This is a genomic window from Alteromonas sp. a30, assembly GCF_026788005.1.
Classification (GTDB): domain Bacteria; phylum Pseudomonadota; class Gammaproteobacteria; order Enterobacterales; family Alteromonadaceae; genus Paraneptunicella.
On the sequence record NZ_JABEPE010000011.1, the window covers coordinates 114426 to 126308 of the forward strand.

General features: G+C 43.1%; 12 protein-coding genes. All 12 read right to left on the reverse strand.

Translation table 11 applies throughout. The features are described from left to right. Positions 1-67: 67 nt before the first annotated feature. The 12 genes from nqrM to bolA all read right to left on the reverse strand — a co-directional run bounded on the left by nqrM (position 68) and on the right by bolA (position 11872). A complete protein-coding gene (nqrM, locus tag HJG39_RS12205) occupies positions 68-301 on the reverse strand; it encodes a (Na+)-NQR maturation NqrM (RefSeq protein ID WP_268409511.1) in 234 nt (77 codons plus the stop codon). Positions 302-425: 124 nt separating this feature from the next. Next, positions 426-1658, reverse strand: coding sequence for an NADH:ubiquinone reductase (Na(+)-transporting) subunit F (gene nqrF / locus HJG39_RS12210; RefSeq protein WP_268409512.1), 1233 nt, complete (start codon positions 1656-1658; stop codon positions 426-428). A gap of 36 nt (positions 1659-1694) precedes the next feature. Further along, a complete protein-coding gene (gene nqrE / locus HJG39_RS12215; RefSeq protein ID WP_268409513.1) occupies positions 1695-2303 on the reverse strand; it encodes an NADH:ubiquinone reductase (Na(+)-transporting) subunit E in 609 nt (202 codons plus the stop codon). A gap of 5 nt (positions 2304-2308) precedes the next feature. Further along, entirely contained in the window at positions 2309-2944 is a 636-nt protein-coding gene (locus HJG39_RS12220) for an NADH:ubiquinone reductase (Na(+)-transporting) subunit D (protein ID WP_268409514.1), read from the reverse strand. A gap of 12 nt (positions 2945-2956) precedes the next feature. Further along, entirely contained in the window at positions 2957-3715 is a 759-nt protein-coding gene (locus HJG39_RS12225; protein ID WP_268409515.1) for a Na(+)-translocating NADH-quinone reductase subunit C, read from the reverse strand. Next, entirely contained in the window at positions 3702-4919 is a 1218-nt protein-coding gene (locus HJG39_RS12230) for an NADH:ubiquinone reductase (Na(+)-transporting) subunit B (protein WP_268409516.1), read from the reverse strand. The genes HJG39_RS12225 and HJG39_RS12230 overlap by 14 nt, the downstream gene beginning before the upstream one ends. 2 nt (positions 4920-4921) lie before the next feature. Then, entirely contained in the window at positions 4922-6262 is a 1341-nt protein-coding gene (locus HJG39_RS12235; RefSeq protein WP_268409517.1) for a Na(+)-translocating NADH-quinone reductase subunit A, read from the reverse strand. Between the two features lie 544 nt (positions 6263-6806). Beyond that, positions 6807-7988: an enoyl-ACP reductase FabV gene (fabV, locus tag HJG39_RS12240; protein ID WP_268409518.1), complete on the reverse strand. Its 1182-nt coding sequence runs from the start codon at positions 7986-7988 to the stop codon at positions 6807-6809. A gap of 180 nt (positions 7989-8168) precedes the next feature. Continuing rightward, the gene (locus HJG39_RS12245) at positions 8169-9263 is read right to left on the reverse strand and encodes a TRAP transporter substrate-binding protein (protein WP_442781024.1); all 1095 of its coding nucleotides are present in this window, start codon (positions 9261-9263) and stop codon (positions 8169-8171) included. A gap of 115 nt (positions 9264-9378) precedes the next feature. Continuing rightward, positions 9379-10740 (reverse strand): TRAP transporter large permease, encoded by a 1362-nt coding sequence (locus HJG39_RS12250; protein WP_268409520.1) that lies wholly within the window; start codon positions 10738-10740, stop codon positions 9379-9381. A 2-nt stretch (positions 10741-10742) separates the two neighbouring features. Then, on the reverse strand, positions 10743-11213 hold the full coding sequence (locus HJG39_RS12255) for a TRAP transporter small permease subunit (protein ID WP_268409521.1): 471 nt from the start codon (positions 11211-11213) through the stop codon (positions 10743-10745). Positions 11214-11536: 323 nt separating this feature from the next. Then, complete coding sequence (gene bolA / locus HJG39_RS12260; RefSeq protein ID WP_268409522.1) at positions 11537-11872, reverse strand: transcriptional regulator BolA; 336 nt, start codon at positions 11870-11872, stop codon at positions 11537-11539. Positions 11873-11883: the final 11 nt, after the last annotated feature.

Consider the following 11883-nt stretch of genomic DNA (forward strand, 5'->3'; position numbering starts at 1 on the left):
AAAGAACTCTCAAAGAAAATTAAATGGGATAACAAAGCCTGAAAAATAATCTTTCAGGCCGATAATACTAGATGATTTTATTATCTTGCCAAGCTTGAAGCTTCTCAGAACGAATACGTTCCTTTTCCTCGCGCGCTTTCCTTCTGTCGCAAGGCTCTGGGCAACTACACACCTTCTCAATTCCTAATGCAGCCACACCACCACAACTTCCAGAGATGCGTTTCTTCTGAAAGATGTAGCCAACAGCCATAATGCTCATGATGAATAGGAAAAATACGAAAACAACAATAAATGTACCCACTGTTTTGTCTCCTAATTAGTTCGATGGAATCGACCTAGATTGCGCCTATTGTCTTTCATATTTAAGGCGAAAAAAAGGGGGATACTCCCCCTTTCTTAACAATCTCTGAAATCAGTGTTTAATATTAACCACCAAAGTCATCGAGTAAGATGTTTTCATCTTCTACGCCAAGCTCTTTAAGCATGTTGATCACTGCCGCATTCATCATAGGAGGACCACACATGTAGAACTCACAATCTTCTGGTGCTGGGTGATCTTTCAGGTAATTTTCTAACAAGACCTGATGGATAAAGCCTGTATAACCATCCCAGTTATCTTCTGGTTGAGGGTCAGACAAAGCAACATGCCATTCAAAATTGTCGTTTTCTTTCGCTAGCATATCGAAGTCTTCTACATAGAACATTTCACGTAGTGAACGTGCACCATACCAGAAAGAAATCTTACGCTGTGACTTCAAGCGACGAAGTTGGTCGAAGATATGAGAGCGCATTGGCGCCATACCTGCACCACCACCAACAAATACCATTTCCGCGTCAGTGTCCTTAGCAAAGAACTCACCAAACGGACCAGAAATCGTAACTTTATCGCCTTCTTTAAGGCTCCAAATAAAGGATGACATTTTACCTGCGGGTAGTGTCAAATTATTTGGTGGAGGCGTTGCAATACGCACGTTCAACATGATGATACCTTCCTCTTCAGGATAGTTCGCCATGGAATACGCACGGATGGTCTCTTCATCCACTTTTGATTCAATATCGAAGAACTTGAATCGTTCCCAATCAGGACGATACTCATCAGGAATATCGAAATCTTTATATTTAACGTGATGAGGTGGCGCCTCAATCTGAATATAACCACCCGCACGGAAAGGTACCGATTCGCCATCAGGAATTTGCAATTTCAATTCTTTAATGAACGTTGCCTTGTTATCGTTAGAGATAACGGTACATTCCCACTTCTTCACGCCGAAGATTTCTTCTGGCAGTTCAATATCCATGTCTTGCTTTACAGCAACCTGACACGATAAACGACAGCCTTCTCGCGCTTCGCCTTTCGTGATGTGATCAAGTTCTGTTGGCAAAATATCGCCACCGCCAGATTTGATGTTTACACGGCACTGACCACATGAGCCACCACCACCACAAGCTGATGATACGAAAATGCCACTATCGGCTAACGCACCTAACAACTTGCCGCCCGGAGACGTTGTAATCGCCTTATCTGGGTCGCCGTTAATCAATATACGAACGTCGCCACTTGGAACTAGCTTGGATTTAGCAAGTACAATCACCATTACCAAGATAACGACAATAGCGATAAACATACCTACGCCAAGGTAGATGTCAGTTGGATTCATCTTTCAAAAACTCCTATCCTACTTGGTGTCTGCTGTTTAAATAGTTACGCCTGTGAAAGACTGGAAGCCTAATGCCATTAGACCAGCAATCATAAACACAGAACCTAAACCACGGATACCATCAGGCATATCTGCATACTTCAGCTTCTCACGAATGCCCGCAAGCAAAGTGATAGCTAAAGCCCAGCCAACGCCACTACCTAAACCAAATACGACACTCTCACCGAAGCCGTACTCTCTTTGTACTGCAAACGCAACACACCCGAAAATTGCACAGTTAACTGTGATTAGCGGAAGGAAGATACCCAATGCGTTGTACAAAGCTGGGAAGAACTTGTCTAAAGCCATTTCCAAGATTTGCACCAAAGCGGCAATAACACCGATGAAGGTTAGGAAGTTCAAGAAACTTAAGTCCGTTTCTGGAAAACCTGCCCAAGCCAGCGCACCCGGCGCAAGGAAGTTTGAGTAAATAAGCTGATTAGCCGGTACAGAAATCGTCAATACTACGATTACCGCAATCCCTAGACCAATTGATGTTTTTACTTTCTTAGATACTGCAAGAAAAGTACACATACCCAAGAAGTAGTAAAGTGCCATGTTTTCAAGGAAAACAGAGCGGACGAATAAACTAATATACTGTTCCATTGTGCTTACTCCTTAGGCTCTACTTGTGCAGGGCGAATGGTACGAATGAACCAAATTAAGCCGCCGATCAAGAAGAATGAACTGAACGGCAGAATCAATAAGCCGTTAGCTTGATACCAACCACCGTTTTGGATAAGAGGTAAAATTTCGAAACCAAGCAAGGTACCAAAACCTACGATTTCCTTAATAGTGCCAATAACGATAAGCACGAATGAATAACCTAGTCCGTTACCGATGCCATCTAGGAAACTCATTACAGGTGGACTCTTCATCGCATAAGCCTCAGCTCGGCCCATTACGATACAGTTGGTGATAATCAAACCAACGAATACCGAAAGCTGCTTAGAGATCTCGTAAGAGAAAGCCTTCAAGATTTGGTCAACCACGATTACCAATGACGCAATAATAGTCATCTGAACGATGATACGTACGCTGGATGGAATGTGATTACGGATAATAGAAATAAACAAGTTAGAAAACGCAGTTACTGAGGTTAATGCCAACGACATAACCAATGCTATTTCTAACTTAGATGTTACTGCCAAGGCAGAACAAACACCCAAAATTTGAAGCGCAATTGGGTTGTTGTCTAAAATCGGTCCAAAGAGGACCTTCTTCATTTCTTTAGAATCAGCAGACATGCTAATACCTCCTTACGCTTTCCAAGGTTGGTTCATTAGGTATTTACCTAAACCTTGGGAACTAAGCCAGAACTCAAGCGTTTTCTGAACGCCGTTACTTGTTAAGGTAGCACCCGATAATGCGTCAACTGCGTACTTATCTTCCGCACTAGCACTTTTAGACAGGTGAATAGCAACCTCGCCATCTTTGTATAACTTTTTACCATCCCAAAGTGCTTTCCACTTAGGATTCTGTACTTCACCACCAAGCCCCGGAGTTTCTTGGTGCTCATAGTACACTAAGTTACGAGAGGTTTTACCATCACTATCTACCGCAAGGAAGCCGTACATCATGCCCCACAAACCACTTCCGTAGATAGGCATAACCAAACGCTTCAATTGACCATTTTCATCTTTAACGTGATAAACACTAACCACTTTAGAGTGACGGAAAATGCTTGCGGTATCAGGATCAGGAATCACTTGATACTCTGGGTCTTTAGCAGCCTTAAACATGTCGAAACCAGACTCAATGCCGTCAACATATTCACCAGAAGCCAAATCAACATATCGCTCTTCTATGAACTTTGAGTAGGTTCCAGAAATATCACGACCAGCTTGTTCTAACAAACCGGCTGCATCAAGTATGTTGGTTTGCTTATCTAACGCTTTGTTTATTTTTTGCTGCTCACGCAAGCCTACCGCCGCGGCAGACACAATGATGGAACACACTAAACAAACCGCGACAACAACGCCGAGGGTTTTTCCAAGAGTTTCTTTATGCGCTGACACGTGCTTGTCTCCTCTTGATGTTGCTTTGAGCGACGAAATAGTCGAATAGAGGTGCCCATAAGTTAGCGAACAAGATTGCTAACATCATCCCTTCTGGGAACGCAGGGTTAACCACACGAATTAGGACACACATTGCGCCAATCAATAAGCCATATGCCCATTTCCCCTGATTAGTAAACGAGGCAGAAACAGGGTCGGTCGCCATAAAGAACATACCGAATGCAAAGCCACCTGTTACTAAGTGCCAGTACCAAGGCATGGCAAACATATCGTTAGTATCACTACCTACCATATTGAGGAATGACGCAAAAATAGCCGCGCCAAATAACACACCAAGTACAATGCGCCACGAGGCAATTCTTAAGTAGATGATGAACAAGCCACCAATCAATAACATTAACGTTGATACTTCACCCGCAGAACCTTGGATGTTACCGAAGAAGGCATCCCACCAAAGCGCCATGTTGTTGTAATCTAAGCTACCAGAAGCCGCTTTACCTAACATGGTTGCACCAGAGAAACCGTCTGCTGCTGTCCAAATTGCATCACCTGAAATTTGTGCAGGATAAGCAAAGTAAAGGAAAGCACGACCAGACAGCGCCGGGTTAAGGAAATTACGACCTGTACCACCGAAGATTTCTTTAGCGATGACGACACCGAAAGAAATACCAAGGGCAACTTGCCAAAGCGGAATGGTTGCTGGAAGCGTTAATGCAAACAGTACCGAAGTAACAAAGAAGCCTTCGTTTACTTCGTGCTTACGAATAGAAGCAAACAGGACTTCCCAGAAGCCACCCACCACAAAAGTAACAAGGTAGATTGGTAAGAAGAAACAGGCACCATACGCCATCATTCCTAACCAACTAACACCATCGACACCAAGCTGACCACCTAATGCGGTGAACAAGCCTGCTTGCCAAACATCCGGCAAACCTACCGCACCGCCGCCAGCTAGAATCGCCATATGGGCTTGCTGACCGATGTTGAACATACCGTAGAACATGGCTGGGAATGTTGCCATCCACACCATGATCATAATGCGTTTTAAATCAATGCTGTCACGAACATGTGTTGTAGATTTTGTCACCATACCCGGGGTATAGAAAACGGTCGCTACGGCTTCGTAAAGCGCATACCATTTTTCGTGCTTACCACCCGGTTCAAAGTGAGGTTCGATTTTTTCTAAATAAGCTTTCAAACCCATGCTTAACCTTCCTTCTCAATCTTAGTTAAACACTCGCGAAGAACTTCACCGTAGTTGTATTTGCCGGGGCAAACATAACTACATAATGCTAAATCTTCCTCGTCCAACTCTAAGCAACCCATCGCTTGAGCGCTATCAACGTCACCAGACAATAAGTCACGAAGTAACATTGTAGGGATAACGTCTAACGGCATAACACGTTCATAGTTGCCAATTGGCACCATGGCACGGTCTGAACCATTAGTTGATGTCGTCATCTTAAATAAACGTTTCGGACTTAAATGACCAAGATAGGCTCGGGTGACTGAATGTTTGTCTCCGCCCGGCGTTAACCAGCCGAAAAGCACTTTCTCACGACCTTCTGAAAGCAAAGTCACTTGATTGTGGTAACGACCCAAGTAGGCGTGAACACCGTGCGCATGGTTGCCATGTAAAGCAGAACCAGACACAACGCGAACTTCATTGCCTTCTGTTTCGCCTTTGGTTAAATCTTCAGTGCTTGCGCCAACAATGGTTTTTACTAGGCGAGGATTCTTTGCAGCAGGACCCGCTAGCGACACAACTTTGGTTAAATCTAACTCACCAGTTGTGAATAATTTACCGATTGAAATGACGTCTTGATAACCCACATGCCAGATAATCTTCTCAGCACCTGCGGACTCAATGAAGTGAATATGTGTTCCAACTAAACCCGCTGGGTGAGGACCGGCAAACTCATTACTTTGAGCAGAAGAGTTGCCTGTAGGAATATTTGATCCCGGGGCTTTACCAACGTGAACTTTACCGTCGGTTAAACGTGAAAGAACAGTTAAACCATTAGCAAAATCGTCTGCGTTTTCAGCAATAATCACTTCAGGATTTGCGGCTAACGGATTGGTATCCATAGCACTAACGAAAATCGCTTTCGGTGCAGATCCTACAGCAGGAATTTTACTGAAAGGACGTGTACGAATAGCAGTCCAAAGACCAGACTTAACCAGTTGTTCCTGTACTTTCTCACGCTCAAGGTTGCTGAGGTTCGCCGCATCAAACTTATCAAATGCGATTTTCTCATCACCTTCAACGGAAATAACAACAGATTGAAGCACCCTTTTTGCGCCACGGTTAACTTCCGACACCGTACCAGCTAACGGGGCTGTGAAAATAACCCCAGGGTTTTTCTTGTCTTCAAAAAGGACTTGCCCTTTTGCCACTTTGTCACCGACTTTAACCATCATAGTTGGTCGCATGCCGATGTATTCTTCCCCCAGAACGGCGACCCGACTGAGCGTAGGCCCGTCGGAGATCTGTTGCTGGGGAGATCCATCAATAGGGAGATCCAACCCTTTCGTTATTTTGATCATACTCTCTAGCACTACAATTTAAAGTTATAAACCCATCAGGATTATGCTGTTGTTGACAACACAATCCTCATGCGATTACTACTTTGATGTCCATTGTTGTCATTGCGATTTTTAAGTAACGCCCCGCAACCGAGCAATAATGTAGGCTAAAAATACGCAAAAACATCGATAAAGCAGCAAAAAACGCCGAAACCTGAACCGGCTTAGGCGACAAAAAATCTTGTGTTTTGTAACAATTTAGGAGAGTGCTGCACTCAGCTCGGCGATTCTAGCATTAAGAGGCCGCACTTCGCCAAACAAAAACGCAATTCCCAACACATTTGCTACATTTTTAAACAACAAATTATCTTTCGTTGATACGAAAACAAACACTTTTTAGATTCACGTAACTATAGCAGAGTAAAAATCAACTCTGAGGGGTGCGAGAAATCAGAAAGCGTCGATAAGAATGACGCTAAAGCAAAGAAATCTTGCGGGTGGACCAAGCAATTAAAACGCCTCTATGCGCAACCACTTAATCCAACCGCGCAATAAATTAACCTAATCAAACCCAATCGGCAAGTGGATTTACGTCTTCTTCGTAATTTACCGACTCAAAACCAAAGCCAAACAAGTGCAAAAATTCCTTGTGATAGCCTTTGTAATCGCTTAGTTCATGGAAGTTTTCTTGGGAGATTTGATCCCATAATTTTTTTATTTTAGCCTGCGTTGCATCATTGGTTTCTTTTCCGTCCATACGGAAACGATTCGTCTCATCAACCGAAGCATTTTCAGAATACAATTTTTCGGTATACAAGCCTGCAATTTGCTCTATGCATCCTTCATGCGTGCCTTCTTCTTTCATGACTTTGTAAATCAAGGAGATGTATAACGGCATAACCGGAATAGCAGAAGAAGCTTGAGTGACTAGCGCTTTCAGCGATGAAACGTGAGCTGAAACAGACAAGTTTTGATAGTTTTCATTAATGGCTGCTGCTGCTCTATCTAAATCTTCTTTCGCTTTTCCAATAGTGGCTTGTCCATAAATTGGCCATGTTAACTCTTTACCAATGTACGTATATGCAGTGGTTTTACATCCTTGCGCTAACACGCCAGCTTCGTTTAACGCCTGCATCCACAATTCCCAATCTTCCCCACCCATGACTTTAATTGTATTGGCAATTTCTTCGTCGTTTGCGGGTTCGAGTGAAATGTCGTGGATACGATCTTTATCGGTATCGTAAGTTTTCGTGGTGTAAGCTTGACCAATTGGCTTCAACGTTGATTTATAAACTTTGCCATCGCTTGGGTCTACGCGTCTAGGAGAAGCCAAGCTATAAATAACCAAGTCAACTGAACCTAAATCTTGTTTAATGGCGTCAATAGCTTGCTCTTTAATTTCGCGAGAAAAAGCATCGCCGTTAATCGTTTTTGCATACACGCCAGCATTTTTACTTTCTTGATGAAAAGCCGCCGTATTGTACCAACCCGCTGTGCCAGTACGATTCTCAGTAGGCGGTTTTTCGAAGCACACGCCCAATGTTTTGGCGCCATATCCAAATGCACTAACAATGCGAGAGGCAAGGCCATAACCGGTTGAACAACCTATCACCAATACATTTTTAGGCCCATCTGCCCAATGGTTTTGTTGTTTTACGTAAGCGATTTGTTGTTTCACATTTGTTGCACAACCAACTGGGTGAGCATTAGTACAAATGAAACCACGAATTTTAGGTTGGATAACCATACTTAAGGTTCCTTTACTAAATGGGGTATGAATTATTTGAAAAGGCTCACAACGGTAAATTAACGATTTACCATGAGTCAACAAGGTTGCCATTTTATAGCGAGAAACGAAACTGGCAAATCCGATGATTGAATTTCCTCCTGTACCGGAAGTACAGGAGGAACTTAAATGAGTAGGAAGTTAGTTCTGACGAGAGCGATACAACTCTGCTTCGCTAATAGCATGGAAGCTTGCTACATCCTTTTGGAAAGCACGATAGGACTGATAAATCTTATCAAACATTGGATCCGCCTTAACTTGCTCTTCCAACACTTCTTTAGAGGCTTCACGCAATGCTGCAATAACATCATCCGGTAATGGACGTAGTTCAACGTTGTGTTCGTTAATTAACTTTTGTAATGCCGTGTTGTTACGTGCTGTGTACTCATCTAACATGTCTTGGTTTACAGCTCTCGCAGCCACACGAATAATGGCTTGTAAATCTTTCGGTAGACTATTAAACGCCTTTTCGTTAGCCATAAACTCTAACGTTGTACCCGTTTCATGCCAGCCAAAGTAATAGTAATAGTTGGCGGCTTTGTACAAGCCAAATGCTAAATCGTTGTAAGGACCAACCCACTCCGTAGCATCAATTGCGCCTGTTTGCAGCGCTGTAAAAAGCTCACCACCGGTTAATGACACAGGCACACCACCTACTTTTTTCAAAATTTCCGCACCCAATCCCGGAATACGCATTTTCAGGCCCTTTAAATCGTCCACTGAGTTAATTTCTTTTTTAAACCAACCTGCCATTTGTACGCCTGAGTTACCGCCTGCAAATGGAATCAAACCAAATGGTTTATACAATTCTTCCCATAATTTTAAGCCGCCGCCATAATGCAACCAGCCATTCATTTCCTGTGCATTCATGCCAAAAGGAACGCCAGTGAAAATTTGGGCAGCAGGGGCTTTCCCCTTCCAATAATAAGGTCCAGAATGCCCCATCTCCGCAGAGCCTCCTGAAACAGCATCAAACACTTCGAATCCAGGAACAAGTTCACCAGCACCATAAACTTTTATTTTTAAACGCCCATTCGACATTTCGTTTACATATTGTGCAAATGTCTCTGGTCCCTTACCCAACCCTGGAAAATTCTTCGGCCAACTAGTTACTAATTTCCATTCGTAGGTTTGCTGCGTGTCGGCGTTAACACCTGCCGTTTTGGCATCGTTATCTCCACAAGACACAAGAAAAAGAGCAGCCGTTAAAACTGCTAGCAATCGCGTTAACTTCATTGATGTCATAAAACCAAGCATTGAGTGGTTCTCCATTATTAGACTGTGTTTTCAGCATCACTACCGCACTTAATTCAAAATGCGAGACCAAGCAAGATAGGAAACGTTAAGAATGTTAACCGTATACCTTTTCCGGTAACCAAGTTACTAATTCAGGCCATATTGCTAAAGCCATTAGCAACATAACTTGTAATACAATATACGGGGCCACGCCCTTATATATTTGCTCTGTGCGAATACTTTTTGGGGCAACGCCACGTAAATAGAATAGGGCAAATCCAAATGGTGGTGTTAAAAATGATGTTTGTAAGTTCACTGCAATCATAATACCGAGCCAAATAGGATCGACTCCCATTGCCAGCAAAACTGGCGCAACTAAAGGCACCACAACAAAAGTTATTTCAATAAAATCAAGGATAAAGCCAAGCAGGAAAATAACTAACATAACAACGGCCATAGCACCGAAGACACCACCTGGCAAACCTGTAAAGAAATCATTAATTAATTCTTCACCTCCGAAGCCACGGAACACTAGTGAGAATATCGAAGCACCGATTAAGATGACGAAAACCATAGAGGTGACTTTGGTGGTATCTAGCATTGCACTTTTCAGACTGCTTAAATCGAGCTTACGTTTTATTAACGCTAAGACCAATGCACCGACCGCTCCTACTCCCGCAGCTTCTGTCGGCGTTGCATAACCTGCCAAAATACTACCTAGTACGATAATAATTAATAACAATGGCGGCAGTAATGCACTCCACAAGTTTAAATCGGCATCCCCAGAACTAATATTCTCGCCCGTTTCGGCCTTTCCCATTAGCGCCAATATCGATACATATAGCGTGTACAGCACAACCAAAATCAGTCCTGGTACAATTGCGCCAACAAATAGATCGCCTACGGAAACCGTATCAGGGGAGAAAATCCCCATGTCAATTTGCGCTTTTTGATAGGCACTTGAAAGCACATCTCCTAACAACACAAGAGCAATGGAAGGTGGAATAATTTGCCCTAGAGTTCCCGTGGCGCAAATTGTACCGGTTGCCAGCTCTGGACTATAGCCTCGCTTTAACATTGTTGGCAGTGACAATAAGCCCATGGTTACAACTGTGGCACCAACAATGCCGGTGCTTGCAGCTAACAACATACCAACAACAACAACGGAAATGCCCAATCCCCCCTTCATTTTTCCAAATAGGGCAGACATCGCCACAAGTAGTTCTTCAGCCACCTTGGACTTTTCAAGAATGACGCCCATTAAAATGAATAGCGGCACAGCTAGTAAGGTTTGATTGGTCATAATGCCATACAGTCGGCTTGGGACAGAATCTAGGTAAGTGGCATCGAAGCCACCAATCAAGAGACCAAAACCAGCAAAGGCAAAAGCTGTACCTGCCAGAGAAAAACCAACCGGGTAGCCGAGTAACAAAACTAGGCACACCACAACAAACATTACCAGAGACAAGTATTCCATTGTTACGCTCCCGTTTTTGTAGATGAATAGGAAGCGTCTTGCTCATCCTGGAAGCCATTGGAAAGCGAGAAAACTAAACGAGCAACCTCAGCAATGACTTGCAGCACAAGTGTTATTGCAAAGCACAATATTAAGGTTTTCAAGATAAAGACTAAAGGTAGGCCACCCGCAGCTTGCGAGCTTTCCAGCAATCGCCATGAATTCATAACGTATTCGCCACTTTTGAACAGAATCAATAGACAAACAGGAAGAAGCAAAAATAGCGCACCAAAGATATCAACATAAGCTTGTTGTTTAGGTGACATTCGACGATAGAAAATATCAACACGGACATGACCGTTTTCTTTCAAGGTGAAAGCCGCTCCCAACATAAAAACCCCGGCATGTAGGTACATGACACTTTCCTGCAACCCTATCCAGCCAAGGTCGAAACCATAGCGTAAAACGACAATCAAAAACGTCAAAAGCGCCATGATTAATGTAAACCAACTAACCAAGATACCTAAAAAGACATTAACTCGTTCAATTATTACACGCAGCGAAGCAAGAAAGGACATAGGATTAACAATTTGGATTATTTTCTTTTGCAAGGTTTTAACAAAAAACGCCTCAAAGTGAAATAACTATCGCTTGAAACTCACCAAAAGCGCGTAAAAAAATCCAATTTAAGGGGTAGCGTACAGTTAGTGCGACTCATTCAATGGGAGTCATGCAGAAGGGATAAAATAATAAGCGGGGAAATCCCCGCTCGAAATGCTGGTCTGTAACCTTAAATAGTGTTTGCTTTCATAACGACTTATGAGGTGGCGTTAACACTTCCAAGTTTGGAACCACCCATGCAATTTGGAGACTTAGGCACATCACCGTATAGCCTCTCCCATTCTTGTCCGGTAAAGGTATGCAATGCCAGCGCATGAATATGATGTTCTAATTCATCTTTTAGCACGGTATTAACAGCTCTATGCCGACTCAATAAACGCTGCCCATCAAACTGAGGTGACACCAACACTACTTTAAAGTGCGTTTCAGAGCCAATCGGCACGTTATGCTGAGAACTTTCATTAACTACTTCAAGAAACGCAGGTTCAAAATGCTGCGCCAACTTTTCTTCAATTGCGTTTTGTATGTTCATACTCACTCCTC

Excerpts from the sequence above, each read along its gene's own strand:
- bolA (WP_268409522.1), bottom strand. The coding sequence starts at position 11,872 with ATGAACATACAAAACGCAATTGAAGAAAAGTTGGCGCAGCATTTTGAA.
- nqrE (WP_268409513.1), bottom strand. The coding sequence starts at position 2,303 with ATGGAACAGTATATTAGTTTATTCGTCCGCTCTGTTTTCCTTGAAAAC.
- fabV (WP_268409518.1), bottom strand. The coding sequence starts at position 7,988 with ATGGTTATCCAACCTAAAATTCGTGGTTTCATTTGTACTAATGCTCAC.
- HJG39_RS12235 (WP_268409517.1), bottom strand. The coding sequence starts at position 6,262 with ATGATCAAAATAACGAAAGGGTTGGATCTCCCTATTGATGGATCTCCC.
- HJG39_RS12220 (WP_268409514.1), bottom strand. The coding sequence starts at position 2,944 with ATGTCTGCTGATTCTAAAGAAATGAAGAAGGTCCTCTTTGGACCGATT.
- HJG39_RS12250 (WP_268409520.1), bottom strand. The coding sequence starts at position 10,740 with ATGGAATACTTGTCTCTGGTAATGTTTGTTGTGGTGTGCCTAGTTTTG.
- HJG39_RS12255 (WP_268409521.1), bottom strand. The coding sequence starts at position 11,213 with ATGGCGCTTTTGACGTTTTTGATTGTCGTTTTACGCTATGGTTTCGAC.
- HJG39_RS12245 (WP_442781024.1), bottom strand. The coding sequence starts at position 9,263 with ATGAAGTTAACGCGATTGCTAGCAGTTTTAACGGCTGCTCTTTTTCTT.
- HJG39_RS12230 (WP_268409516.1), bottom strand. The coding sequence starts at position 4,919 with ATGGGTTTGAAAGCTTATTTAGAAAAAATCGAACCTCACTTTGAACCG.
- nqrF (WP_268409512.1), bottom strand. The coding sequence starts at position 1,658 with ATGAATCCAACTGACATCTACCTTGGCGTAGGTATGTTTATCGCTATT.